Genomic DNA, 25,839 nt, shown 5'->3' with positions numbered 1-25,839 from the left:
TGGCTGCCTTCCTGCAATCTGAACTATTTAGGGTAATAACCTGGTTAAACCGCGGAGGCTCCCCCGACGATCTCGGTGAGTTCCTGAGTGATGCTGGCCTGACGAGCCTTGTTGTAAACCAACTGCAGCTCTTTGATCAGACTACCGCCGTTATCGGTGGCGGCTTTCATCGCTACCATTCGCGCGGCCTGTTCGCTGGCCAGGTTTTCAACGACGCCCTGATAAACTTGCGATTCCACATAGCGGCGCAGGAGGGTATCCAGCAGTGCTTTAGGATCGGGTTCATACAGGTAATCCCAGGATTTCTTCTTCAGCTCACCGTCTTCCGCTGGCGGAAGAGGGAGTAGCTGCATGATCCGTGGTTCCTGAGACATCGTATTGATAAACTTGTTATTCACGATATACAGTTTATCCAGACGACCTTCATCATAGGCTTGCAGCATGACTTTAACCGGCCCGATAAGTTCTGACAGAGAAGGGTTATCCCCCATGCCAGTTACCTGAGCAACAATCTTGCCGCCCACGGAACCAAAGAAAGAAGCCGCTTTTGACCCGATCAGCGCTAAATCACATTCAACGCCTTTTTCAGACCAACCTTTCATCTCAGACAACAGTTTTTTGAACAGGTTAATGTTCAAACCACCGCACAAGCCACGGTCTGTAGAAACCACCAGATACCCGACACGCTTAACGTCGCGCTCTTCCAGGTACGGATGCTTATATTCCAGATTACCTAACGCGAGGTGACCAATCACACTACGCATTGTTTCTGCATAAGGACGGCTAGCCGCCATGCGTTCTTGCGATTTACGCATTTTGGAGGCGGCGACCATCTCCATGGCTTTGGTGATCTTTTGCGTGTTTTGCACGCTAGCGATCTTGGAACGTATCTCTTTTGCGCCGGCCATTTCTGCTTCTCCTCATTGCCAGACGGCCTGCTTTCCTAATGAAAAGCAGGGCCGCATAGCGTTACCAGGACTGGGTTGCCTTAAATGTATCAAGGATGCCTTTCAGCTTGGCCTCGATCTCATCGTTATACGCGCCAGTTTGGTTGATTTGTTGCAGAAGTTCGGCGTGCTCACGGTCAGCAAACGCCAACAGCGCAGCTTCGAAGCTACCTACCTTCGCCAACTCGATATCGCCCAGATAACCACGTTCAGCTGCGAACAGAACCAGAGACTGTTGCGCAACCGACATCGGCGCATACTGTTTCTGTTTCAGAAGCTCGGTCACTTTCTGACCATGGCTCAGCTGTTTACGTGTTGCATCATCCAAATCGGATGCGAACTGGGAGAACGCAGCAAGTTCACGATACTGTGCCAGCGCGGTACGGATACCACCGGACAGTTTTTTCATGATCTTGGTTTGCGCTGCACCACCCACACGGGATACGGAGATACCTGGGTTAACCGCAGGACGAATACCGGCGTTAAACAGGCTGGATTCCAGGAAGATCTGACCATCGGTAATCGAAATTACGTTAGTCGGAACGAACGCGGAAACATCCCCTGCTTGAGTTTCGATGATTGGCAGAGCGGTCAAAGAACCAGTCTTACCTTTCACTTCACCCTTGGTAAAGGCTTCAACGTAGTCAGCGTTAACACGCGCAGCACGTTCCAGCAAACGGGAGTGAAGGTAGAATACGTCGCCAGGATAAGCTTCACGACCTGGTGGACGACGAAGCAGCAAGGAGATTTGACGATATGCAACAGCCTGTTTGGACAGGTCATCATAAATAATCAGCGCATCTTCACCGCGGTCGCGGAAATATTCACCCATGGCACAACCGGAGTACGGTGCCAGGTATTGTAATGCTGCAGATTCTGAGGCAGTAGCGACAACCACAATGGTGTTAGCCAATGCGCCATGCTCTTCCAGTTTACGCACTACGTTAGAAACAGTAGAGGCTTTCTGGCCGATAGCAACATACACACACTTGATGCCGGAATCGCGCTGGTTGATGATCGCATCAATCGCCAAGGCAGTTTTACCTGTCTGACGGTCACCGATGATCAATTCACGCTGACCACGACCGATTGGGATCATGGCATCGACTGACTTATAGCCAGTCTGAACAGGTTCATCAACGGATTGACGTTCGATAACGCCAGGTGCGATAGCTTCAACAGCTGAGAAGCCGTCGTTTTCTACCGGACCTTTACCATCGATAGGTTCACCCAGAGTATTGACGACGCGACCCAACAGACCACGACCGACTGGAACTTCCAGGATACGGCCAGTACATTTAACCTTCATGCCTTCGGCAAGATCGGCGTACGGACCCATAACTACAGCACCTACGGAGTCGCGCTCCAAGTTCAGTGCGATTGCGTAACGGTTGCCTGGCAGTGCGATCATCTCGCCCTGCATGACATCGGCCAGACCGTGTACACGGATGATCCCGTCACTGACGGAAACAATAGTACCTTCATTGTGAGCTTCGCTCACTACATTGAACTGAGCAATGCGCTGCTTGATCAGTTCGCTGATTTCGGTGGAATTCAGTTGCATATGCTCCAGTCCCCTTAAGACTGCAAGACGTCCGCCAGGCGTTCTAGACGACCGCGAACGCTGCCATCTATCACCATATCGCCCGCACGTATTACTACGCCGGCCATTACAGACTTATCGATTTTGCAATTCAGCTTAACTTTGCGTGACAGACGTTTTTCCATCGCAGCGGCAATTTTAGCCAGCTGTTCGTCATTCAGTGGACTCGCTGAGCTCACTTCGACGTCGACGGTTGACTCCAGTGAGGCACGCAGTTGAATAAACTGCTCCAACACCTCAGGAAGAACCAGTAAACGGCCATTCTCCGCCATAACTCGAATGAAGTTCTGTGCGGGTTCATCGAGCTGATCACCACAGACTGCAATAAACGTCTTAGACATTGTTTCTGGTGCGACTGCACCGGAAAGCAATTCAGCGATTTGTTCATTGCGAGTCACTTGGGCAGTAAACGCTAGCATATTCTGCCAACGCTCAACCGCCTGGTGCTCAACAGCAAAGTCAAAAGCTGCTTTGGCGTAGGGGCGAGCTACAGTTACAAATTCAGACATCAGCCCCTCCCTCCTTACAGTTCAGCGACCAGTTTATCAACGATGTCGCTGTTAGCAGCTTCATCCACGGAACGTTCGATGATCTTCTCGGCGCCAGCTATAGCCAACATCGCGACTTGCTTACGCAACTCTTCACGAGCGCGCTTACGTTCGGCGTCGATCTCTGCCTGCGCTTGCGCCACGATTTTGTTACGTTCCTGTTCAGCTTCAGCTTTAGCTTCATCAAGGATCTGAGCTTTGCGTTTACTTGCCTGCTCAATGATCACCTGTGCTTCTGCTTTAGCTTTCTTCAGTTGGTCGGTCGCATTGGCTTGCGCTAAGTCCAAATCTTTTTTGGCACGCTCTGCAGAAGAGAGACCGTCAGCAATTTCTTTTTGACGCTTCTCGATGGCAGCCATAATTGGCGGCCATATATACTTCATACAAAACAGGACAAACAGGACAAACGCGATGGCCTGGCCGAGGATTGTTGCGTTAAGATTCACAGCACAATGCCTCTTTCAAAGTTAATAGTTTGGTGTAGTTTCACAGTAGAGAAAACTCTACTTACGCGACAGCAAACATCACGTACAGACCCAGACCAACAGCGATCATAGGGATGGCGTCAACCAGACCCATGACGATAAAGAACTGTGTACGCAGCAGAGGAATCAGGTCAGGCTGACGTGCAGCGCCTTCCAAAAATTTACCACCCAGGATGCCGATACCGATCGCAGCACCGATTGCCGCTAAACCCATCATTATAGCGGCAGCCATGTACAGCAGATCCATATTCAGGTTTTCCATGACAGTCTCCAGTTATTTCAGTTAAAACGCAGTAATGTTATAAGAAAATCAGTGCTCTTCGGACGCCATCGACAGATAGACAATCGTCAGAACCATGAAGATAAAGGCTTGTAACGTAATAATCAGTATGTGGAAGATAGCCCAAGGTAAACTGAGCATCCACTGTGACCACCACGGCAACAGGCCAGCAATCAGGATGAAGATCAACTCACCCGCATACATGTTGCCGAACAGTCGCAGACCCAGTGAAACCGGTTTGGACAGCAGGCTGACACCTTCCAGAATTAAGTTAACTGGAATAAATATCGGGTGATTGAACGGCTGCATCGTTAATTCTTTTACGAAGCCGCCTACACCTTTCATTTTAATGCTATAGAACAGGATCAGGATGAATACACCTAATGCCATGGACAAGGTAATGCTCACGTCAGCAGTAGGAACCACACGAAGTGCTGGTAATCCAAAAACATGCTCGCCGATGTAAGGCAGTAAATCGATTGGCAGTAAGTCCATCATGTTCATCAATAAAACCCAAACAAACACGGTCAGGGCTAATGGTGCGATGACTTTACTTTTGCCGTGGTACATATCCCGAACGCTGTTATCAACAAAACCGATAATTAGCTCAACAGCTGTCTGCAATTTGCCAGGCACGCCACTGGTGGCACCCGCCGCAACTTTGCGGAATACAAACAGAAAAGCTAACCCCAGCACGACAGAGAAGAACAAAGAGTCAATGTTCAACGTCCAGAACGTTGCAGGGCCAGGTGAGTGGGGATTGACCAACTCAAAGGTACGTAGGTCCAACTGAAGGTTATTCAGGTGGTGTCCTATGTAGTCCCTTGGAGTAGAGATTTCTCCTGATGCAGACATGATGCCTCTTACCCTTTTGTAGTTAAATGCGATAACCGCTAAATACGATAACTGTTAAGTACGGTAGCCGCTAATCACGGCCGGTGCCAATATCTGCACAATTAGCACCGCTAAATAGGTTAAGCCAAGTGGGGCAAATGCGGCTTTAAACAGCCCTAACGCCACAATCAGCAAAATTATCGTCACGATAACTTTTAACCCTTCGCCAATGGCAAACGACCACGCAACACGACCCGGAGCAGCGGTGTCTGCTTGATGGCGACAAGCAAACAACATAAACATGGCGCTGGGCAACCAGGCTGCCAGCCCTCCTGCCAGAGCAGAAGCACTCCATTCCAGGCTTTTAAAGCCAAAAGCAGCACTGAGAACAACAAAAGTCATTAACTGCAATAACAGCAACTTTCGTGCAATTTTCCCACTGTAAAGGGACACAGGCATGACGTTTGTTCTCTCTGAACCACACTAAGGGTATGCTGAGTGAGGTATAAAACTGCTTTTTACCCCACTGAGTCAAGCAGCAAAAAACGAGCAAATTATACGGGCCACTCAAACGAATTCAATCGATAAGTAGCGAAAAGGTGAACAATTATTTAAATTTTATTCTTTACGGCTATTTTGACAAGAAAAGCCTCGGAATAAATCTCTCATTAATTTGTCTGACGATTCCAATCATTATCAATAAAGCGTGTAACGGATCACATAACTTAAAACAAACTGAGTTATATCGCATAACGCTTTACTTTGTCTTTAACGAAAAGAGCCATTAAAAACTTTATAAATCATAATGTTAAAATTAAAACATTATCGTACAACTTATCTACTTAGTAAAAACTACCCATTGACATTTAAGATTATATTCTTGTAACAGTTCGGATACATAAAAAGAGCCATATTGTGAGAAAAGTAATGACTAACGTTATTATTCGACCGCTTTTAATATAGTCATGACACATGTTACTGCTTATTTTGTAAACAAAACGTGAAATATAATCGATTCAAACGAGAGTAAGAGAATAAATACTCATCAACATTGAAAACAATAAATCAGATAATTTTACGGTAGCCCACTAAGGATTTATTACATTTTTTTGATAAATAGCAAAGTTAGTTTGACTTAAGAATGACCAGATGGCGCTCACCTTCCAATTCAGGCACCTGCAACCGCACAACCGACTCAAGGGTTATTCCTGCGGGCAGTGTCGCTAATTCATCATCGGGCCTTACCCCTTTAAGCGCATAAAAACGCCCCTCAGGTTTGGCTGGCAGATGGTGGCACCAAGACAGCATATCTTGTAGCGATGCAAATGCACGGCTTATTACACCATCAAATGGTGGTTTTGCGGTGAACTCCTCAACCCGGCTTTGTACCGGCTCAATATTACTTAACCCTAATTCGTGTTGTACCTGCCGGAGAAAGCGCACGCGCTTACCCAGACTATCGAGCAGCGTAAAGTGTGCATCAGGACGCACAATGGCCAGTGGTATGCCTGGAAGCCCAGGACCGGTGCCAACATCTATAAATCGGCTGCCTTGCAAGTGTGGATTAACCACGATGCTGTCTAGAATATGGCGGACCAGCATTTGCTGTGGGTCACGAACAGAAGTCAGATTATAGGCTTTGTTCCACTTATGCAGCAGCTCGACATAGCCTATAAGCTGTAATTTTTGCTGATCGGGTAACTCAATGTCTGCGGCGTTGAGCAGATAATTTAATTTTATTAACACAACAATTTCCCCTGACCAAAAAATGTTTAGTCAGTATGTAAAGGGCCGATACAAGGGATGATAATCTAGCTTAGCAGCTGTTTGAATCGTTAGTTGTGGTCTGAAAATAGAGCATAACTTGGCTGTACCGCTAACTATTCGCTATACAGCCAAATATTGATTGTTATGCACTACGGCGTAACAACCCCTGTTTTTTCAGCCAAACTAACAAAATAGAGATAGCCGCTGGGGTAATCCCTGAAATGCGTGAAGCTTGCCCGATCGAGTTAGGTTTATGATCATTCAGCTTAGCAATGACTTCATTTGATAAGCCAGATACTTGTTGATAATCAAGATCCGCTGGCAATAGCGTGTTCTCATTGCGTAGCTGTTTTTCAATTTCTTCCTGCTGACGGGCAATATAACCTTCATATTTGACCTGAATTTCAACTTGATCCGCAGCTTGCGGATCCGTTAATGCCGGGCCAAAAGAGGGCAATGTCATCAACAGGCGGTAGTCAATTTCAGGGCGGCGCAGCAACTCTTCACCATTAGCTTCTTTTGACAAGGGTGCTTTCAGTAACGTATTGATCTCAGATACGTTCTCGGAGAGAGGATGTACCCAGATATCACGCAGACGCTGGCGTTCTTTTTCGATTTTCTCAATTTTTTTGCTGAAATGTGCCCAACGTTCATCATCAACCAGCCCTAATTTGCGGCCCATCTCAGTCAGGCGTAAATCAGCGTTATCTTCACGTAGCATCAAGCGATACTCAGCCCGTGAGGTAAACATACGATAGGGTTCTTTTGTTCCCAGGGTGCTTAAATCGTCCACCAGCACGCCAAGGTAAGCTTCATCGCGACGAGGTGACCATCCATCTTCATCATTAGCGAAACGGCCCGCATTAAGCCCCGCAAGCAGCCCTTGAGCCGCTGCTTCTTCATAGCCGGTAGTCCCATTGATTTGCCCAGCAAAGAATAGACCATGGATATATTTGCTTTCCAGTGTCGGTTTCAAATCTCGTGGATCGAAGAAATCATACTCAATGGCATAGCCAGGTCGAACAATACGCGCATTTTCCAGCCCTTTCATCGAGCGGACTATTTGCATCTGAACATCGAAAGGCAAACTGGTCGAAATACCGTTCGGGTAGATCTCGTTACTGGTCAAACCTTCTGGTTCAAGGAAGATTTGATGTGAATTACGATCGGCAAAACGCATCACTTTATCTTCGATCGATGGGCAGTAACGTGGCCCGATCCCTTCAATGATCCCGGCATACATTGGGCTACGATCCAGATTGTTGCGGATCACTTCATGCGTTTTTTCATTGGTGTAGGTGATGTGACACGCCATCTGTTCAGGATGCTGCTCAGCATTGCCAAGGAAGGAAAATACCGGAATTGGCGTATCACCCAACTGAGGGGCTAACTGGCTAAAATCGATTGTTCGTGCATCAATACGCGGTGGTGTACCGGTCTTCAAGCGATTGACCCGTAAAGGTAATTCTCGCAGACGCTGTGACAATGAGATTGACGGCGGATCACCCGCTCGACCACCGCTGTAATTTTCCAGCCCAATATGAATTTTGCCATCAAGGAAAGTACCGACGGTGAGTACCACCGCTTTAGCACGAAATTTCAGGCCCATTTTAGTGACCGCACCGACAACGCGATCATTTTCAACAATCAGATCTTCTACCGGTTGTTGGAAGATCATCAAGTTAGGCTGATTTTCAAGTGCAGTACGCACCGCCTGGCGATACAGAACGCGGTCAGCCTGAGCACGAGTTGCTCTTACCGCGGGGCCTTTGCTGGCGTTTAGTATCCTAAACTGAATCCCGGCGAGGTCGGTTGCTTTCGCCATCAGGCCGCCCAGAGCATCGATCTCTTTGACCAAATGTCCCTTACCGATACCGCCAATCGCTGGGTTACAAGACATCTGCCCCAGTGTGTCGATGTTATGCGTCAGCAATAAGGTCTGACGTCCCATGCGTGCCGCTGCCATTGCAGCTTCCGTGCCGGCATGGCCACCACCAATGATGATGACGTCAAATTGATCTGGATAAAACATGGTACTGCACCTCGCCATTATGCGAATTTCTGTGTTTGCCCTGGGGTGGGGGATTCTACTCAAGTTTAGACGATCGACCAAGCAGCTTAGGATCGCCCTTAATTAAAAGAAGATCTTTTTATTTAAAGATCTCTTTATTAGATCTCTTATTAGGATCGTGATCCTCTGTGGATAAGTGATTATTCACATGATAGATCATAGGATTAAGGACGATCGATTGCTGTGAATGATCGGTGATCCTATTGCGTATAAGCTGGGATCTAAATGGCATGTTATGCACAGGCACTTGGAGGTCACAAGGTTGCTATGTGGATATGTACTGGTTTTACCCTGCTTTTAAGCATACTTATACACATTCGATCGCGTGATCTTTAAGCAAGTTAGAGTAAATTAATCCAATTTTTAACCCAAACCTCTGCTGGATCCTCCGGAATTTCATGTTGAATGACGTCAATTTCTAAAATGTCACCCAACCTTTTTGCTCCCTGAACGATCAACTGTTGATCTAACCGTCTTACGGCACCGCAAAAAGTGTCATATTCAGAACTACCCAAACCAACTGCGCCAAAGCGTACCTGAGAGAGATCCGGCTTCTGTTCTTCGATCTGTTCTAATAATGGTTGAAGGTTATCCGGGAGATCGCCTGCGCCATGGGTCGATGTGACGATTAACCACATGCCATCAAGCGTTAGTTCGTCTAATTCAGGACCATGAAGCGTTTCTGTGGTGAAACCCGCTTCTTCTAATTTTTCAGCTAAATGTTCAGCAACGTATTCAGCACTGCCGAGCGTACTGCCACTGATCAAGGTAATGTCAGCCATAAAGAACCCAACCGAAGTAATGAACTGGTATTGTACGCTGTGAATCAGCTGGGATCTACCTGTGGATAATGTGGGTATAGTTATTTAAGGTTTAAGGCACAATGGTACGCATGATGGGGTTTTGCAGGGAGATTAGTGTCTCGGTTGATTGGATCTCATCGATAGTCTGGATCTTGTTGATAAGTACTTGTTGGAGCGCATCTATCGATTTACACATCACCTTAATAAAGATGCTGTAATGGCCTGTCGTGTAATAGGCTTCGACAACTTCTTCTAAACCTTCCAATTTTTTCAGCGCTGACGGGTAGTCCTTTGCACTTTTCAAGATAATGCCGATAAAGCAGCACACGTCATAACCCAGCTGTTTTGGATTAACGTGAACACAAGCCGCAGTGATGATTCCTGCCTGACGCATTTTCTCCACCCGCACATGTATGGTGCCTGGGCTGACACCAAAGTTTTTCGCCAATTCAGCGTAAGGTGTGCGCGCATTTTCCATTAATGCGTTTAGGATGCCGCGATCGAGATTATCGATTTGATAAATTTCACCCATATTAGCTCCCTTTTTTTGTCAATTATCTAATTAAAGCACCATAAAAATGAATGATTAAAAGTGAAAAGGCAATATTTGTTATTGGATATTGAGTTTAGTGCTCATTCTGTTGCTTAATCGATGACAAGCCAAACGGCACAACCTAATTAGCATAATAAACAATTACGAATAGAGATAACGGCAATGAAAAAACAGTTTATCCAAAAACAACAACAAATTAGCTTCGTAAAATCCTTCTTTTCTCGCCAGTTGGAACAACAACTGGGTCTGATTGAGGTTCAGGCACCGATTCTGAGCCGCGTGGGTGATGGCACCCAAGATAACCTTTCTGGTTCAGAAAAAGCGGTTCAGGTAAAAGTGAAAACCTTGTCAGATGCAACTTTTGAAGTTGTACATTCATTGGCTAAATGGAAACGTAAAACCTTGGGTCGCTTTGATTTTGGCGCTGACCAAGGTCTGTACACCCATATGAAAGCATTACGTCCTGACGAAGATCGGCTGAGTGCTATTCACTCTGTATATGTTGATCAGTGGGACTGGGAGCGCGTGATGGGCGATGGCGAACGTAATCTGGCTTACCTGAAGTCCACGGTTAACAAAATTTACGCCGCCATAAAAGAGACGGAAGCCGCTGTTAGCGCTGAATTTGGCATCAAACCTTTCTTGCCAGAACAGATCCACTTTGTGCATAGCGAAGCCCTGCGTTCTCGCTTCCCTGATTTGGATGCCAAAGGCCGCGAAAGTGCTATCGCCAAAGAGTTGGGTGCAGTATTCCTGATTGGTATCGGTGGTAAATTGGCTGATGGTCAATCTCACGATGTACGTGCTCCGGATTATGATGACTGGACGTCGCCATGCGCGGAAGGTTTTACTGGGCTGAATGGCGACATTATTGTCTGGAACCCGGTACTGGAAGACGCTTTTGAGATTTCATCCATGGGAATTCGTGTCGATGCTGAGGCGCTGAAACGTCAGTTGGCTCTGACTGCTGATGAAGATCGTCTGAAACTGGAGTGGCACCAATCACTGCTGAATGGCGAAATGCCGCAAACTATCGGGGGCGGTATCGGCCAATCTCGCTTAGTGATGTTACTGCTGCAACAGCAACATATTGGTCAGGTTCAATGTGGTGTGTGGGGGCCTGAGATTAGCGAGAGAGTGGCTGGCTTACTCTAATACTTCTGCAACGCCTATTATTTTGGGTAGATATATTATCCTCAGCCCGCTATTGCTGCATAAGCCATAGCGGGTTTTTAACGTAAGCCCACTTTTACTCTATGCTGTAGGTGGCATAATGATATGCCTCATATAATGGTTTCTTTTATATCACTACATGCAAGGTCGCTAACGTTATGCCTCTAATTCATCCTATTAGACACTATTTGCATGCCCGCCCAAGACTATTGTTCTCCGTTAGTGCGGGGATTGTCACTTATTTCCTGCTGCCAACTCATTACACCTTATTACTGCGTCTGATGGTGAGCTGGAATGTCTCAGCCTGGCTCTATTTACTCTTTTTATGGCTGCAACTTCTACGGACTAATCCAGCGAAAATCAGCAAGATAGCCAAGGTGCAGGATGAAAGTGCTAGTATGGTGCTGAGTATTGTCAGTATGGCGTGTCTGGCCAGTATTCTGGTGATTTTATTTGAATTGAGCACTGCAAATCAGTTGTCAGGTTCAGCCAAGGCGTTTCACTTAATACTGACGGGGATGACGCTGTTAGTGTCGTGGCTATTATTACCGACCGCTTTTACCATGCATTATGCCCATTTATTTTATCTGCCTCGGGATAAGTCGGAGACTATCCTCCCCCTGCTTTTCCCCAAAGAGATCACAACGCCTTCCTATTGGGATTTTCTTTATTTCTCATTCACCATTGGTGTGGCTTCGCAAACAGCTGATGTTTCCACCGGTACGTCAGATATCCGCCGCGTTGTATTATTACAATCCGTATTATCCTTCGTTTTTAATATGACGATCTTGGGATTGTCGATTAACGTTGGTGCTGGTTTGCTGAATTAGCGCTTCCAGCGGCGCATTAAGCGGCTCTTTAAGCCGGTATCAAAACGCCATATATGATCAAAAATACGCATGATACCGGGCTTGCCATAGGCTGACATCGCCACTGCATGGAAGCGATGCTGGTGGGCTTGTTGCTGAATTTTTATCTTGCGGATCAATTCGTCAGGCAGGCGTTGGGCAATGAAATCTGAAATGATCACCGCATCAGCGTCATACCACTCTCGCTCCTCCATTTTACTGAGGGTGCTGGCTAAGCAAGCGGCCAGATCAGTACCGCCACTAAAATGTTGGCTAAGAAAACGAATTGCCTGTTCGATACCACTGGCTGACGATAACTCGTAGTGAATGATTTCTGTGGCAAATAGCATGATGTAGCAGCGGCGGTTATCCGCCAGCGCAATACGCAGTAGTGCCAGACAAAATGCCTTGGCGCACTGCTCGTTAAATCCCCCCATGGAACCTGAGGTATCAACGCAAATGATAAATGGGCCACGGGGTTGTTCGTCGTTGTTTTTAAGGCTGACGGGCCGCTGTAAGGTTTTTTCCTGCCAGTTGTCCCCCTGCAAGCGGTAGGTGAGCAAGCGCCGTTCCAGTAAGCGGCGATAAAACTCAAATTCCAATTCACTCATCCCCAACATCACCAGCTCAGTGGGCAGCAATCGCAAAATATCATTGCTCTGATGAATACCACTGACCTCTTCTGGCACGGTGTCGGGCTGGCGCACCATCACGGTGTAAGGCTCGTAGCGGGCATCTGGTGTGGGTTGTGCTTTGGCGCTGCGGCTGCGGCCCAACTGATCCGCTAATTGCTGCAATTCTGGCTGTTGTTGCAGAAAATCGCCGTATTGCAGCAACAATTGATAATCACCGCGCTGTAAATGGCTATGACTCATATCCCAAAGCCGCCCAGCAGCTCCATCATTGGTTGCCAATATGGGTTCCAATGCACCACTGAGCGCCAATCGCTGCTGTAACTCAGCCAGCAGTTGCTCCCGCTCTTGCTCCAGCAATTGGTGGTGAATGGTGATGGTTTGTAGGGTCAGACTGACACGCCAGCGCTGTAAAAATAGGGTTTGCAGGCTATCGCCAGTTTGGGGATTTCGCGTTAAATCAGCGCTTTGTAGCAATGTGTCCGCTTGTGCCGCAAAGGGCGAATGCATCTGCTGTAGCTGTGCCACGATATCCGGCAAGTGGACATAAAATAGCGGGCTACTCTCCAACTGGTTCTGCTGGTATAAAGCAAATTCATTCGCCAGACTTGGGGGCGCTTTTGCCTCACGGATACGCTGCTGCAAGTTTTGCTTCCAACCGGGGATATCCTTCATTAATGCCCGCTTAATGCGCGGGAATTTCTCAAAGAATAGCGCCAGTTGCGGTGATGCCAGTAATCCCACCACCATCTCTTCAATAAGCTCGCCTTCACTTATTGATAGCAGCAGATCCAGTGTTGCCAGGCTGAGCATCGATCAATGCCCGCGCAGTTTTTGTTGTTGCAGCTTCAGTTGCTCCGCAACCTGCAACAGGCTGGCTTCTATTTTGGCCAGCCAGGCGGATGGCGTGAACAAGCAGGGCTGATGCTGACTGAATAACCGCCGTTGCTCGGTCAGGCTATTTTCCAGTTCTGTTAACGCCACCAGCAATTCTGGCGGCACACTGGCGGTCGCCGAACCGGGCTGTGACAGTATCGATGACTGGCGACTGACATCCAGCACCGTGATATGCAGCTGCTCATCAATTTCTGCATCAATAGATTGGGCATAACCAACCCCATTTAATTTCGCCCGCAATATGCCCCCTTTGCTTAACCATTGGGCGAGAGCATCTTTATCTATTTGCAGATGATTGACCTGAATGTCATGCAAATTAAGGGGCTTTTGCAGCAAAAGTGTCAATGTGTTATCGGTTAGCGAATCGGGCAGCACATATTGTGGTTTACGGCTGAACATGCCGCTTTGTTTCGTCACGGTTAGCGCCTGATGATCACTTTGTTGCTGCTGGTACTGTAACCATTGGCCTTGAATATGTTGTAGTTTCATTGATAGGTTTTGCTGCTGATATCCCTGCTCAGTTAACAGCTGCTCAAGCTGTTGTTGTAGCAGCTTCAGGGAGCTGAGGTCATGCCACAGGCAATCTTTCAGTAAAATTAAGTCAATGGGGGTCACTTCATTTCGACCACTGAAAAAGGCGCTGGCTTGCAGCAGGCGCAGTGCCTTTTTCCACCGACGATCAGAGACATAAGGCGCTTGCTCTTGTGCACTGAGCCGTTGCCGTAGCTGAAAAATAAGCTCAAAACAGTGATCTGGTAAGGCGATTTTATCAATTAATGGCTGCCACTGATAAAACTCGTCATCACTGATGCTAAGATTTTCGGCCACTGGATTATGATTTTCATCCTGACGGCTGAGCAGCAGTGAGCGAAAGTTTTGCTTCTCTTGCACGCGATCCAGCCAGAGGCGGATCAGCATACGGTCATACAGTGCTTCCAGGCTGCTATCCGCATCCGGTAGCTCATTGGAGGCGGTCACTAGCAAGCGCATCGGGATGCTGTCTTCCCGATCACCATTGCGAAAACGCCGTTCATTAATGGCGGTCAGCAAGGTATTCAGGATGGCGGGGCCGGCTTTCCAGATCTCATCAAGAAAGACGATTTCAGCTTCAGGCAGGTAACCGGCAGTCATGCGCTGGTAGCGCCCCTCCTCTTTCAATGCTTGAATGGAGAGCGGGCCAAACACCTCTTCTGGCGTGGAAAAACGGGTCATCAGGTACTCAAATGCTCTGGCATTACGGAAGGCAAATTTCAAGCGGCGAGCAATCAAGCTTTTAGCAATACCCGGCGGGCCGAGCAGGAATACACTCTCACCACTGAGCGCAGCCAGCAAACACAAGCGGATAGCTTCCTGTCTTTCATACAGACCACTTTCAAGGGCACTGCTCAAGCGGGAGATTCTTTCTGCTAATTGCGATGATTGCGCCATAATTGCTCTACATGTTCCGTTAGTTGATTGATTTTTACCTGATAAGAGGGAATAAATCCTCTTTTTCTTAGTGGGATAGCTTGTTTTTCTTAATGAGATAGATCGTTGATTAGTAGAATTTTTATATCATCAGTGATTTGTGGCCGGCCCTTTTGGGTTATTTTAGTCGCCTTATTTAAGAGTAGGCAATCCATTGAAATCGTGCATACTGTGCGCCTTTTGATGGGCATATAAAGAATACAGAGTCGGCTAATGCAGTTATTTAACCCCCGCATCAGCTTATGGATGTTCTAGCAAAAAGAAATCAATTATGAGCACAGAACATAAACAGTCTTTATCGGCGGTAACCCTGGCAGCAATAGGGGTGGTTTACGGTGATATTGGTACCAGCCCGCTCTATACCTTGAGAGAGTGCTTTTCTGGTCATTATGGTTTTGATGTCCGCCCGGATGTGGTGTTTGGCTTTTTATCGCTGATTTTCTGGATGCTCATCCTGATAGTCTCGGTTAAATATCTGACCTATGTCATGCGCGCGGATAACGCCGGTGAAGGGGGCATTTTAACCTTAATGTCTTTGGCCGGGCGCAATACCTCCTCCCGAGCCACCTCAATACTGGTCATCCTTGGTTTGATTGGCGGCAGCTTCTTTTATGGCGAGGTGGTCATCACCCCGGCAATATCAGTTATGTCAGCCATCGAAGGGCTGGAAATCGCAGCACCTGCGCTTGATCCCTATATCGTCCCCTGCTCTATTGCGGTGCTAACCCTGCTGTTTGTTATTCAAAAACACGGCACCGGCAGTGTCGGTAAATTATTCGCCCCAGTGATGCTGGTGTGGTTTCTAACCATCGCCCTGCTGGGTCTACGCAGCATTATTGCAAATCCAGAAGTTCTGTCTGCGCTGAATCCCAAATGGGCTATCGGCTTCTTTGCAGAATATAAAGCGGTATCGTTTTATGCCCTTGGCGCGGTGGTGCTGGCGATAACTGGGGTGGAAGCGCTGTATGCTGATATGGGTCATTTTGGTAAATTCCCTATCCGGCTGGCGTGGTTTACCGTGGTGTTACCTTCATTGGTGCTGAACTATTTTGGCCAGGGCGCACTACTGCTGAAAAACCCTGAAGCCATCAAAAACCCCTTCTTCTTGTTAGCCCCTGACTGGGCGCTGATTCCACTGCTAATTTTGGCGACATTGGCGACAGTGATTGCCTCGCAGGCGGTTATTTCTGGCGTCTTCTCACTGACTCGACAAGCGGTGCGGTTAGGTTACTTGCCGCCGATGCGCATCATCCACACCTCTGAAATGGAGTCCGGCCAGATCTATATTCCGGTTATTAACTGGACACTCTATCTGGCGGTGGTTTTGGTGATTGTCGGCTTTGAGCGCTCCAGTAATCTGGCGGCCGCTTATGGCATCGCGGTGACCGGAACCATGGTGATAACCAGCATTCTGTTCTGCACTGTGGCACTGAAAAACTGGCACTGGAACCGCCTCTTTGTGGGGTGCCTGCTGGTGGTGTTACTGATAATCGATATTCCGATGTTTTCAGCTAACGCATTGAAATTGTTCTCTGGCGGTTGGTTGCCTATCTCGCTGGGTCTGGTGATGTTTATCATCATGACCACCTGGAAAAGCGAGCGTTTCGGTCTGTTGCGCCGTATGCATGAACACGGTAATTCCCTGGAAGCGATGATTGCGTCATTGGAGAAATCACCGCCAGTGCGGGTCACTGGGACGGCGGTGTATATGTCGCGGGCCATGAATGTGATCCCGTTCGCGCTACTGCATAACCTCAAACATAACAAAGTGCTACATGAGCGTGTGGTGTTACTGACATTGCGAACTGAGGACGCCCCTTATGTCCACAACGTGAAGCGGGTGACCATCGAGCAGCTCTCGCCGACCTTCTGGCGGGTGGTGGCGAGTTATGGTTGGCGCGAAACGCCGAATGTGGAGGAGATCTTCCACCGCTGTGGTCTGGAAGGTTTGCCGTGCCAGATGATGGAAACCTCATTCTTTATGTCCCACGAGTCGCTCATCCTAACAAGGCGGCCATGGTATCTGTTCCTGCGCGGCAAACTGTTTATTGCCCTCAGCCGTAATGCGCTACGCGCCGCGGATCAGTTTGAGATCCCCCCTAATCGGGTCATTGAGCTAGGAACGCAGGTAGAGATTTAACCTGAAAGGCTGTTAATCATAACGGCCTGAGGTTATTGACAAAGTAGCCTGAGCGGAGAGAACAGGCAGATCGTAAAGACGCCGTAAAATCATCCCTGATGGCTCGAGCCGCGCCTTCCCTGGCGCGGACGCTTTACTCTTCTGCCTACCCTCTCCGTTATCGATTGAGTCGTCGGGGTTTGTCAGCAGTCTGAGGCCGTTAATCATAACCTCCCTTTTTCACCGCTATAATTGCCACTTTTCTTTTGTTCAGCGAAACGTTTCGATGGTGATCACAATTTCATCAAATTGGGTTTGCCTTCTGCGCTTATTTTTCTAAACTCAGTATCAGCGAAACGTTTCGCTGTTGGAGTAGAAAATGAAAAAAGGCGCATTACTGAATTCTGATATTTCCGCTGTTATCTCCCGCCTGGGTCATACTGATCAGGTTGTGATAGGTGATGCGGGGCTGCCAATACCGGCAACCACCACACGTATCGATCTGGCACTGACACGAGGCGTCCCTGGTTTCCTCCAGGTTCTTGAGGTGGTCACGCAAGAGATGCAGGTTGAGAGTGCGTACCTTGCGGAGGAGATAGTTAAAAATAATCCGCAACTCCATGAAGCGTTACTCGCCCAGTTAACACAACTTGAGCAACACCAGGGAAACCAAATTGTTTTGCGCTATATCAGCCACGAAGCTTTTAAAGAGCAAACCAAACAAAGCCGGGCAGTGATTCGTAGCGGGGAGTGTTCCCCCTTTGCTAACATCATTCTCTGCTCCGGCGTAACCTTCTGAGGCATTTATGCAACCTTTGCTGCAACTGAAAGGGATTGATAAAGCCTTTCCCGGCGTCAAAGCACTCTCCGGTGCGGCGCTCAGTGTCTATCCTGGTAGGGTGATGGCACTGGTTGGCGAAAATGGGGCCGGAAAATCGACCATGATGAAAGTGCTGACCGGCATCTACAGTAAGGATGCCGGCAGTCAGCATTTCATGGGGCAAGAAGTGGTGTTTAATGGCCCCAAAGCGTCGCAGGAAGCGGGCATAGGCATTATTCATCAGGAACTTAACCTGATCCCGCAGTTAACCATCGCAGAAAATATCTTTTTAGGTCGTGAGTTTGTTAATCGTTTTGGCGGCATCGACTGGAAAAAGATGTATGCCGAAGCGGATTTGCTGCTGGCGCGCCTGAATATTCATTACAGCAGCCACCGGTTGGTGGGTGAGCTTTCCATTGGTGATCAGCAGATGGTAGAAATCGCCAAAGTGCTGAGCTTTGAATCCAAAGTCATCATCATGGATGAGCCAACCGACGCCCTGACCGATACTGAAACCGCCTCTTTATTTAACGTTATTAACGAGTTGAAAGCGGAAGGTCGCGGCATCGTTTATATCTCTCATCGGCTAAAAGAGATTTTTGAGATTTGCGACGACGTCACCGTCTTCCGTGATGGGCAGTTTATCGCGGAAAAACCGGTGAGCGAGCTGACGGAAAACTCACTGATTGAGATGATGGTTGGCCGCAAGCTAGAAGAGCAATATCCGCGTCTGAATTTGCCCCGTGGCGAAAAACGCTTACAGGTCAAACAGCTATGCGGACCTGGGGTGAAGAGTGTCAGCTTTACTCTGTTTCGCGGCGAGATCCTCGGCGTGGCGGGTTTGATGGGCGCAGGCCGCACTGAGCTGATGAAAATCATCTACGGTGCGCTGCCGCGTAAGTCTGGTTTTATTATGCTGGATGGTCGCGAAGTGGTGACCCATTCACCGCAGGATGGTTTGGCAAATGGCATCGTCTATATTTCTGAAGATCGTAAACGAGATGGCTTAGTGCTGGGCATGTCAGTGAAAGAGAATATGTCTTTGACGGCATTACGTTATTTCAGCCGTGCGGGCGGTTCGCTCAAGCACGCAGATGAACAACTGGCGGTCGCGGATTTCATTCGCTTATTTAATATCAAAACGCCTTCGATGGAGCAGCCGATTGGTTTGTTATCCGGCGGCAATCAACAGAAAGTGGCGATTGCGCGCGGCTTGATGACCCGTCCGAAAGTGCTGATCCTTGATGAACCCACTCGTGGGGTAGATGTTGGGGCTAAAAAAGAGATTTACCAGCTAATCAACCAATTCAAGCAAGAAGGGCTGAGCATCATTCTGGTCTCATCAGAAATGCCGGAAGTGCTCGGCATGAGTGACCGAATTCTCGTGATGCATGAAGGCCAACTAAGCGGCGAGTTCTCGATTGAACAGGCGACCCAAGAAGTGTTGATGGCAGCTGCCGTCGGCAAGCAATCTTTTGATAAGCAAAAGCTTAGTGAGCAGGAGTAATCAGATATGAGTTCCCAGACGATCCAGACAAAACGCTGGTTCAGTAAAGAGTGGCTATTAGAACAAAAATCACTGATTGCGCTGCTGGTGCTGATTGCTGTGGTTTCGTCACTAAGCCCAAACTTTTTTACCCTTAATAATCTGTTCAACATTCTTCAGCAGACCTCCGTCAATGCCATTATGGCGGTAGGGATGACACTGGTTATCCTGACTTCCGGCATTGATCTGTCGGTGGGATCATTACTGGCGCTGACTGGCGCGGTGGCGGCCTCAATTGTGGGGTTAGAAGTGAATGCCATGGTGGCGGTGGCTGCGGCATTGGCATTGGGGGCGTTTATTGGCGGCATCACCGGGGTGATTGTCGCCAAAGGTAAAGTGCAGGCGTTTATCGCCACTCTGGTCATGATGCTGTTATTGCGCGGTGTGACCATGGTTTACACCAATGGTAGCCCAGTTAATACCGGTTTTACTGATGTGGCAGACACCTTTGGTTGGTTCGGTATTGGTCGTCCCTTAGGTATACCCACTCCTATCTGGTTGATGGCTATCGTCTTTATTGCCGCCTGGTATATGTTGCACCACACCCGTTTGGGCCGCTATATCTATGCCTTGGGCGGTAATGAGTCAGCCACACGGCTCTCTGGTATCAGCGTCGATAAAGTTAAAATTATTGTTTATTCACTATGTGGATTGTTAGCGGCACTGGCGGGGATTATCGAAGTGGCCCGCTTGTCATCAGCACAACCCACTGCTGGTACTGGCTATGAGCTGGACGCAATAGCCGCGGTGGTTCTGGGCGGAACCAGTCTTGCCGGGGGGAAAGGGCGGATCGTCGGCACCCTGATCGGCGCGTTAATCCTCGGCTTCTTAAATAACGGTTTGAATTTATTGGGTGTCTCCTCTTACTACCAGATGATCGTGAAAGCAGTGGTTATCCTGCTTGCGGTGCTGGTAGATAACAAAAGCAGCAAATAACCTCTCTCCCTACAGGAATTGTGACCATGAAAATGAAGAAACTGGCTACCTTGATCTCTGTTGTTGCATTGAGCGCGACTGTGAGTGCTAACGCGCTGGCAAAAGACACTATCGCCTTGGTCGTTTCCACGCTGAATAACCCGTTCTTTGTTTCAATGAAAGAGGGCGCGCAAAAAGAAGCTGATAAGCTGGGTTACAACCTGGTGGTATTGGATTCACAAAACAACCCGGCTAAAGAGCTGGCGAACGTGCAGGACTTAACGGTTCGTGGCACGAAATTGCTGCTGATTAACCCAACTGACTCTGATGCGGTGGGTAATGCGGTGAAAATGGCTAATCAGGCGAAGATCCCGGTCATCACCCTTGACCGTCTGGCTAACGCCGGCACCGTGGTTAGCCACGTGGCATCTGATAACCGTTTCGGCGGCAAAATGGCCGGTGACTTCATTGCCAAAAAATTGGGTAGCGATGCCAAAGTTATTCAGCTGGAAGGGATTGCGGGAGCTTCTGCGGCTCGTGAACGTGGCGAAGGCTTTAAACAGTCGATGGAAAAAAACAAATTCCAGTTGCTGGCCAGCCAGCCTGCTGACTTTGACCGCACCAAGGGCTTGAACGTCATGCAGAACTTGCTGACCGCTCATCCAACGGTGCAGGCGGTGTTTGCTCAGAACGATGAAATGGCGCTTGGTGCGCTGCGCGCCTTGCAAACTGCGGGCAAAACAGATGTGCTAGTGGTCGGTTTTGATGGCACTGACGATGGTATCAAAGCGGTTGAAAGTGGCAAATTGGGCGCAACCATCGCTCAACGTCCGGACCAAATTGGTGTCATTGGCATCCAAACTGCAGATAAGGTATTGAAAGGCGAAAAAGTGCCGGCTGTTATCCCCGTTGACTTGAAATTAGTCACCAAATAATAAAAGAAGAAAAGCAGGGCATTACGTCACCGTCGCGGTAATCTGGGCGGTGGCGTCATTCACAAAGGAATAAATACGATGGGTAAGCTGGTGGTTTTGGGAAGCATCAATGCCGACCATATTCTGAATATTGAGCAGTTTCCGCGTCCGGGTGAAACGGTGATCGGGAAGCAGTATAATGTTGCTTTCGGTGGCAAAGGCGCAAATCAGGCTGTTGCCGCTGGCCGTAGTGGGGCGAATATCGCGTTTATTGCCTGTGTGGGTGAAGATGATATTGGTGAACGGGTGCGTCGGCAGTTAGCCAGCGATAATATTGATACTGCCCCTATTGAGGCTGTTGCGGGAACGACCACCGGTGTAGCGCTGATTTTCGTCAATGGTGAGGGCGAAAACGTCATTGGTATCAATGCTGGGGCCAACTCGGCGGTGACACCTGAATATCTTAGCCGCTATCAGCAGCAGGTTATTGATGCTGATGCACTACTTATGCAACTGGAATCTCCGCTCGATACCGTGATTGCCGCCGCTAAACTGGCAAAACAGCATCAAACTCAGGTTATTCTCAATCCAGCACCTGCCCGTGGACTCCCCGACGAGCTGTTAGCGCTGGTGGATATGATCACCCCGAATGAGACTGAAGCTGAGCGCTTAACGGGCATTCATATTGAGCAGGATGATGACGCGGCGAAAGCAGCACAAATTCTGCATGATAAAGGTATCGCTACCGTGATCATTACCTTGGGCAGCCGTGGTGTCTGGCTCAGCGAACAGGGAGACGGTAAATTGGTCGCTGGGTTCAAAGTTGATGCGGTGGATACTATTGCTGCTGGTGATACATTCAATGGCGCATTACTGACAGCGCTATTGGAAGGTCAATCAATGGGCTTAGCCGTGCGCTTTGCTCATGCCGCAGCCGCAATTGCCGTGACTCGCCCTGGCGCACAACCATCCATTCCATGGCGTGCCGAGATCGATAGCTTCTTACAAGGCCAGGTATAACTTTGGCCACCATGAAAGATGTCGCCCGTTTAGCGGGCGTATCAACCTCAACTGTCTCGCATGTAATTAATAAAAATCGCTTTGTTAGCGACCCCATCCGCGAAAAGGTGCAGTCTGCAATCAAGCAGCTCAACTACGCCCCTTCTGCGCTGGCCCGCAGCTTGAAACTCAAACAAACCCGCACCATTGGTATGCTGGTCACCGCCAGTAGCAACCCGTTCTATGCCGAAGTAGTCCGTGGCGTGGAGCGCAGTTGTTATGAGCGCGGTTATAGTTTGATTCTGTGTAATACCGAAGGCGATACTGATCGCATGAGTCGTAGCATTGAAACCCTGATGCAAAAACGTGTCGATGGTTTGCTGCTGATGTGCACCGAAAGCCACCGCCCCTCCCAAGATATTCTGCGTTGTTACCCCTCATTGCCGATCATTATGATGGACTGGGCCCCGTTTGAAGGGGTGAACGATGTGATTCAGGATAACTCGTTATTTGGTGGTGAAATGGCAACTTCATATTTGATTGCCAGGGGATATACCCGAATCGCCTGCATTGCGGGTCCGCAAGACAAAACTCCGGCTAAAGAACGTTTGGAAGGATACCGTCAGGCTATGAGCCGCGCGGATTTGCCGGTACTTGCCGGTTATGAAGTCGCCAGTGATTTTGAATTTGGTGGCGGGTTGACGGCGATGAAGCAGTTACTTGCCCTGCCGGAACCACCCGATGCTGTTTTTACCAGCAATGATGCCATGGCGGTGGGGGTTTATCAGGCGTTACATCAGGCTGGATTATCGATCCCGCAAGATATGGCGGTAATTGGTTACGATGATATTGAAATTGCACAATATATGACTCCGCCACTGACGACCATCCATCAGCCAAAAGATGACCTTGGCGAACTGGCAATTGATACGCTGATTCATCGGTTGAATCACCCGGAAGCGGAACCACAAGTGCTGGTCCTCACTCCCGAGCTAATCGAACGTGGGTCGGTCGCTATCCGTTAAACTTCACTCTCTGCCGGGCGTGAGACTTTTTTCACATTGCGGCCTTGAATTAAATTGTCGCCATCTTTGGGTTTGAGTAATAGGAATACCATTGATGAAAGTAGTGTCACTACGCCCATGGTAATAAAGGTGTAGTGGAAGTGATCGACAGCGCCACCAAATGACAACCCATCATAAAACCGCAATACCACCGCGCTAATCGCCACCCCAAAGCTGATCGCCAGCTGTTGGGTGACCGCCAGAACACTGTTACCCGAGCTGGCATTGTTATCGGTCAAGTCCGCCAAGGTGATGGTATTCATCGCGGTGAACTGAGTTGACATCGCCATACCTAATACAAAGAGTGGCAAGATCATCAGCCAGGGTGACATCCCCGGTGATTGCAGTGCAAACAAGGCTATCAGCACGCCGATAATGGCGGTAATGCCCACTAACACTGTGCGATAACCCAATGAACGTAATACCTGCGTCACTGCGGATTTTGCCATCATCGAACCAATGGCAGTCGGCGCCATCATGCAACCGGCAATAATGGCGGAATAACCAAAACCAACCTGCAACATCAATGGCATTAAGAATGGTACACAGCCGGTGCCTAACCGTGAGGCCACGTTACCGGCGATCCCAACAGAGAATGTGCGGGTTTTAAATAGCGGCAAACCAATTAATGGATTTGGATGGCCTTTGGCGTGGAATATATAGAAGAGCAACATCAATAAGCCACCAACCAGTGTCGCGGCGGGCAGATAATTGGCAATGTCTGGCCGCCCCATGATTTCCAAACTCACGGATATCAAAACTAAACTGCTACCAAATAGCAGGAAACCGATAAAATCAAAGGCGCGTTTGGGCATGGTGAAGTCGGGCATATATTTACGTGCGTAGATAATGCCCAATATGCCGATAGGTATATTAAGGATAAAAATCCAGTGCCAGGTGGCGTAGGTCACCAGCAGTCCGCCCAAGAGTGGCCCCATGACAGGGCCAATTAATCCGGGAATGGTGACAAAATTTAATACTGGCAACAATTCACTGCGCGGATAAGCTCGAATAAGCGCCAGTCTGGCGACGGGCATCATCATCGCCCCGCCGACACCTTGGATCACGCGGGAGGCGACCAGAAATGGCAGTGAACCTGAAAGTGCACACAGTAATGACCCCAGCGTAAAGAGAGATACCGCCAAAATGAAAACTCTTCGGGTGCCAAAACGGTCTGCTAGCCAACCACTTACCGGGATCAGCATGGCGACTGTCAGGGTATAGCTGATAATCGCGGATTGCATGGTCAGCGGCGACCGATGAAGGCTTTCGGCGATTGATGGCAGTGCCGTATTCAGTATGGTGGCATCCAAAGCCTGCATAAAGAAAGCCATGGCGGCTATCCAAGGAAGACCCGCCATGCTGCGCGCAGATTTTATCATTGTCCGTCCTGATTAAATTGAGTGGGTGTGAGTACCCTCTATCTTTCTACATATAGATAAATAACATCTCGCTGCTACTCTTTCCTGTCTAATAACACCTGACAGGCCAATAAAGCGCCTTGGCTATCATTTGCCAAAATCGCATCGACAATATCCTGATGTTGTTGCAGCTTAATCACTTCATCATCGGTAATGGCGCGAAAATAACTGTGATAAACCGAGCTAAATAAGTTGGCGAACGAAGTTAAAAATGGATTACCGCTGGCTTCATAGATTAATTGATGAAACTGGGCATCCACCCCAATCCATTGTTCACGATTAAAGTGAGCATGCAGTGCGCGCATCTCTGCGATTAATGAGACTAACAGCGCCCGCTGCTTATCATTGGCATTCACCGCCGCCAGTGCACAAGCTTGAGGCTCGAGTGATGTCCTTAATATAAGGAAGTGCTGCATCACTTGATCAAAGTTTTCTCGATTCATCCACCATGTCAGTAACTCCTGATCAAGGTAGTTCCAATTTGCTTGCGGCATAACTCGAGTGCCAATACGTGGGCGCGGTAATAACATCCCTTTTGCTGCGAGCATTTTCACTGCCTCACGAACGGCAGTACGACTAACACCAAATTGCTCACCCAACTCTATCTCGCCAGGTAGTATGCTACCGGCGACATATTCACCTGCGAGAATGCGCTGACCAATTTTTTCGGCCAATAGATATGAAAGATTGCGTTGGGCGGCCTGTTGTTGGGTATTTAGTTGCATGGTGATTTGTCCTATCTATCTTCTTATCTTTCTATTTTACTCTACAGATTCACTCTGGGATTGAATGTTTAGCTTAATAATTGTTTAAAAACCCGGCTATTACCCCATATTTGCTGAAAAAAAACACGGTTGAAAAGTTTTTTCACATTAGGGGTTGCAGCCTGTCAGGAACTCCCTATAATGCGCCTCCACTGACCGGGAACAACGAAACAAACTTCGCCGGGTCAGGAAGAGAAAAGAACGCGTTTGAGTTCGAAAGAAATCAAATAACACCTTGACTCTTCAGCGGGAAAGCGTATTATCTGCCTCCCGCGTTACCGTAAGATTCGCCGAAAGGCAAACAGGTAACGAACGCTCTTTAACAATTTATCAGACAATCTGTGTGGGCACTCGCAAGACGATATCGAA

General features: G+C 48.4%; 24 protein-coding genes. 9 read left to right on the top strand and 15 right to left on the bottom strand.

The window, feature by feature from the left end; genetic code table 11:
- Nucleotides 1–44 precede the first annotated feature (44 nt).
- From atpG to asnC, 11 genes are all read right to left on the bottom strand, one after another.
- Nucleotides 45–908, bottom strand: coding sequence for a F0F1 ATP synthase subunit gamma (atpG, locus tag AACW11_RS19300; protein WP_019212629.1), 864 nt, complete (start codon nt 906–908; stop codon nt 45–47).
- 61 nt (nt 909–969) lie between these two features.
- Entirely contained in the window at nt 970–2,511 is a 1,542-nt protein-coding gene (gene atpA / locus AACW11_RS19295) for a F0F1 ATP synthase subunit alpha (RefSeq protein ID WP_004707324.1), read from the bottom strand.
- Nucleotides 2,512–2,525: 14 nt separating this feature from the next.
- Nucleotides 2,526–3,059, bottom strand: coding sequence for a F0F1 ATP synthase subunit delta (atpH, locus tag AACW11_RS19290; protein WP_212585215.1), 534 nt, complete (start codon nt 3,057–3,059; stop codon nt 2,526–2,528).
- 14 nt (nt 3,060–3,073) lie between these two features.
- Nucleotides 3,074–3,544 carry a F0F1 ATP synthase subunit B gene (atpF, locus tag AACW11_RS19285; RefSeq protein WP_004393038.1) on the bottom strand — a complete coding sequence of 157 codons (471 nt, stop codon included), beginning with the start codon at nt 3,542–3,544 and terminating at the stop codon, nt 3,074–3,076.
- Between the two features lie 61 nt (nt 3,545–3,605).
- Entirely contained in the window at nt 3,606–3,845 is a 240-nt protein-coding gene (gene atpE, locus AACW11_RS19280; protein ID WP_004393045.1) for a F0F1 ATP synthase subunit C, read from the bottom strand.
- Nucleotides 3,846–3,893: 48 nt separating this feature from the next.
- Complete coding sequence (gene atpB / locus AACW11_RS19275) at nt 3,894–4,718, bottom strand: F0F1 ATP synthase subunit A (RefSeq protein ID WP_005161179.1); 825 nt, start codon at nt 4,716–4,718, stop codon at nt 3,894–3,896.
- A gap of 54 nt (nt 4,719–4,772) precedes the next feature.
- Nucleotides 4,773–5,156, bottom strand: a complete 384-nt coding sequence (gene atpI, locus AACW11_RS19270; RefSeq protein ID WP_212585214.1) for a F0F1 ATP synthase subunit I — start codon at nt 5,154–5,156, stop codon at nt 4,773–4,775.
- Between the two features lie 666 nt (nt 5,157–5,822).
- Nucleotides 5,823–6,443 (bottom strand): 16S rRNA (guanine(527)-N(7))-methyltransferase RsmG, encoded by a 621-nt coding sequence (gene rsmG, locus AACW11_RS19265; protein WP_212585213.1) that lies wholly within the window; start codon nt 6,441–6,443, stop codon nt 5,823–5,825.
- Nucleotides 6,444–6,606: 163 nt separating this feature from the next.
- Nucleotides 6,607–8,496, bottom strand: coding sequence for a tRNA uridine-5-carboxymethylaminomethyl(34) synthesis enzyme MnmG (mnmG, locus tag AACW11_RS19260; RefSeq protein ID WP_212585212.1), 1,890 nt, complete (start codon nt 8,494–8,496; stop codon nt 6,607–6,609).
- 380 nt (nt 8,497–8,876) lie between these two features.
- Complete coding sequence (gene mioC / locus AACW11_RS19255) at nt 8,877–9,317, bottom strand: FMN-binding protein MioC (RefSeq protein ID WP_212585211.1); 441 nt, start codon at nt 9,315–9,317, stop codon at nt 8,877–8,879.
- A 91-nt stretch (nt 9,318–9,408) separates the two neighbouring features.
- On the bottom strand, nt 9,409–9,870 hold the full coding sequence (gene asnC, locus AACW11_RS19250; protein ID WP_049601040.1) for a transcriptional regulator AsnC: 462 nt from the start codon (nt 9,868–9,870) through the stop codon (nt 9,409–9,411).
- Between the two features lie 183 nt (nt 9,871–10,053).
- On the opposite strand from asnC, the gene asnA reads away from it, so the two are divergent.
- Nucleotides 10,054–11,046: an aspartate--ammonia ligase gene (gene asnA / locus AACW11_RS19245; protein WP_212585210.1), complete on the top strand. Its 993-nt coding sequence runs from the start codon at nt 10,054–10,056 to the stop codon at nt 11,044–11,046.
- A gap of 176 nt (nt 11,047–11,222) precedes the next feature.
- The gene (locus tag AACW11_RS19240) at nt 11,223–11,894 is read left to right on the top strand and encodes a DUF1345 domain-containing protein (RefSeq protein WP_212585209.1); all 672 of its coding nucleotides are present in this window, start codon (nt 11,223–11,225) and stop codon (nt 11,892–11,894) included.
- Here AACW11_RS19240 and viaA read toward each other — a convergent pair.
- Both viaA and ravA read right to left on the bottom strand, forming a co-directional pair.
- Nucleotides 11,891–13,357 carry an ATPase RavA stimulator ViaA gene (gene viaA, locus AACW11_RS19235; protein WP_212585208.1) on the bottom strand — a complete coding sequence of 489 codons (1,467 nt, stop codon included), beginning with the start codon at nt 13,355–13,357 and terminating at the stop codon, nt 11,891–11,893. The two genes, AACW11_RS19240 and viaA, sit on opposite strands and share 4 nt — an antisense overlap.
- A 3-nt stretch (nt 13,358–13,360) precedes the next feature.
- The gene (gene ravA, locus AACW11_RS19230; RefSeq protein WP_212585207.1) at nt 13,361–14,869 is read right to left on the bottom strand and encodes an ATPase RavA; all 1,509 of its coding nucleotides are present in this window, start codon (nt 14,867–14,869) and stop codon (nt 13,361–13,363) included.
- Between the two features lie 310 nt (nt 14,870–15,179).
- Here ravA and kup point away from each other — a divergent pair, with 310 nt between their 5' ends.
- The 7 genes from kup to rbsR all read left to right on the top strand — a co-directional run bounded on the left by kup (nt 15,180) and on the right by rbsR (nt 23,246).
- On the top strand, nt 15,180–17,048 hold the full coding sequence (gene kup, locus AACW11_RS19225; protein WP_212585206.1) for a low affinity potassium transporter Kup: 1,869 nt from the start codon (nt 15,180–15,182) through the stop codon (nt 17,046–17,048).
- Nucleotides 17,049–17,406: 358 nt separating this feature from the next.
- Nucleotides 17,407–17,826 (top strand): D-ribose pyranase, encoded by a 420-nt coding sequence (gene rbsD / locus AACW11_RS19220; RefSeq protein WP_004875731.1) that lies wholly within the window; start codon nt 17,407–17,409, stop codon nt 17,824–17,826.
- 7 nt (nt 17,827–17,833) lie between these two features.
- Nucleotides 17,834–19,354 carry a ribose ABC transporter ATP-binding protein RbsA gene (gene rbsA / locus AACW11_RS19215; protein ID WP_212585205.1) on the top strand — a complete coding sequence of 507 codons (1,521 nt, stop codon included), beginning with the start codon at nt 17,834–17,836 and terminating at the stop codon, nt 19,352–19,354.
- A gap of 6 nt (nt 19,355–19,360) precedes the next feature.
- Entirely contained in the window at nt 19,361–20,329 is a 969-nt protein-coding gene (rbsC, locus tag AACW11_RS19210; protein ID WP_212585204.1) for a ribose ABC transporter permease, read from the top strand.
- 26 nt (nt 20,330–20,355) lie between these two features.
- Nucleotides 20,356–21,243, top strand: coding sequence for a ribose ABC transporter substrate-binding protein RbsB (gene rbsB, locus AACW11_RS19205; RefSeq protein ID WP_212585203.1), 888 nt, complete (start codon nt 20,356–20,358; stop codon nt 21,241–21,243).
- Nucleotides 21,244–21,321: 78 nt separating this feature from the next.
- Nucleotides 21,322–22,242, top strand: coding sequence for a ribokinase (gene rbsK / locus AACW11_RS19200; protein ID WP_212585202.1), 921 nt, complete (start codon nt 21,322–21,324; stop codon nt 22,240–22,242).
- Between the two features lie 2 nt (nt 22,243–22,244).
- A complete protein-coding gene (gene rbsR, locus AACW11_RS19195) occupies nt 22,245–23,246 on the top strand; it encodes a ribose operon transcriptional repressor RbsR (protein WP_212585201.1) in 1,002 nt (333 codons plus the stop codon).
- Here the strand turns inward: rbsR and mdtD are convergent.
- Entirely contained in the window at nt 23,243–24,667 is a 1,425-nt protein-coding gene (mdtD, locus tag AACW11_RS19190) for a multidrug transporter subunit MdtD (protein ID WP_212585200.1), read from the bottom strand. The genes rbsR and mdtD overlap by 4 nt on opposite strands.
- Nucleotides 24,668–24,741: 74 nt before the next feature.
- Entirely contained in the window at nt 24,742–25,431 is a 690-nt protein-coding gene (locus AACW11_RS19185) for a FadR/GntR family transcriptional regulator (RefSeq protein WP_212585199.1), read from the bottom strand.
- Nucleotides 25,432–25,839 lie beyond the last annotated feature (408 nt).

The sequence above is a fragment of the Yersinia sp. Marseille-Q3913 genome (assembly GCF_963892745.1).
GTDB classification, from domain to species: Bacteria; Pseudomonadota; Gammaproteobacteria; order Enterobacterales; family Enterobacteriaceae; genus Yersinia; species Yersinia bercovieri.
This window is presented reverse-complemented; position numbering and strand designations above follow the sequence as displayed.

Coding starts and splice junctions, on each gene's coding strand:
- atpG (WP_019212629.1), bottom strand. CDS start 908: ATGGCCGGCGCAAAAGAGATACGTTCCAAGATCGCTAGCGTGCAAAAC.
- atpA (WP_004707324.1), bottom strand. CDS start 2,511: ATGCAACTGAATTCCACCGAAATCAGCGAACTGATCAAGCAGCGCATT.
- atpH (WP_212585215.1), bottom strand. CDS start 3,059: ATGTCTGAATTTGTAACTGTAGCTCGCCCCTACGCCAAAGCAGCTTTT.
- atpE (WP_004393045.1), bottom strand. CDS start 3,845: ATGGAAAACCTGAATATGGATCTGCTGTACATGGCTGCCGCTATAATG.
- atpB (WP_005161179.1), bottom strand. CDS start 4,718: ATGTCTGCATCAGGAGAAATCTCTACTCCAAGGGACTACATAGGACAC.
- atpI (WP_212585214.1), bottom strand. CDS start 5,156: ATGCCTGTGTCCCTTTACAGTGGGAAAATTGCACGAAAGTTGCTGTTA.
- mnmG (WP_212585212.1), bottom strand. CDS start 8,496: ATGTTTTATCCAGATCAATTTGACGTCATCATCATTGGTGGTGGCCAT.
- mioC (WP_212585211.1), bottom strand. CDS start 9,317: ATGGCTGACATTACCTTGATCAGTGGCAGTACGCTCGGCAGTGCTGAA.
- asnC (WP_049601040.1), bottom strand. CDS start 9,870: ATGGGTGAAATTTATCAAATCGATAATCTCGATCGCGGCATCCTAAAC.
- asnA (WP_212585210.1), top strand. CDS start 10,054: ATGAAAAAACAGTTTATCCAAAAACAACAACAAATTAGCTTCGTAAAA.
- AACW11_RS19240 (WP_212585209.1), top strand. CDS start 11,223: ATGCCTCTAATTCATCCTATTAGACACTATTTGCATGCCCGCCCAAGA.
- viaA (WP_212585208.1), bottom strand. CDS start 13,357: ATGCTCAGCCTGGCAACACTGGATCTGCTGCTATCAATAAGTGAAGGC.
- ravA (WP_212585207.1), bottom strand. CDS start 14,869: ATGGCGCAATCATCGCAATTAGCAGAAAGAATCTCCCGCTTGAGCAGT.
- kup (WP_212585206.1), top strand. CDS start 15,180: ATGAGCACAGAACATAAACAGTCTTTATCGGCGGTAACCCTGGCAGCA.
- rbsD (WP_004875731.1), top strand. CDS start 17,407: ATGAAAAAAGGCGCATTACTGAATTCTGATATTTCCGCTGTTATCTCC.
- rbsA (WP_212585205.1), top strand. CDS start 17,834: ATGCAACCTTTGCTGCAACTGAAAGGGATTGATAAAGCCTTTCCCGGC.
- rbsC (WP_212585204.1), top strand. CDS start 19,361: ATGAGTTCCCAGACGATCCAGACAAAACGCTGGTTCAGTAAAGAGTGG.
- rbsB (WP_212585203.1), top strand. CDS start 20,356: ATGAAAATGAAGAAACTGGCTACCTTGATCTCTGTTGTTGCATTGAGC.
- rbsK (WP_212585202.1), top strand. CDS start 21,322: ATGGGTAAGCTGGTGGTTTTGGGAAGCATCAATGCCGACCATATTCTG.
- mdtD (WP_212585200.1), bottom strand. CDS start 24,667: ATGATAAAATCTGCGCGCAGCATGGCGGGTCTTCCTTGGATAGCCGCC.
- AACW11_RS19185 (WP_212585199.1), bottom strand. CDS start 25,431: ATGCAACTAAATACCCAACAACAGGCCGCCCAACGCAATCTTTCATAT.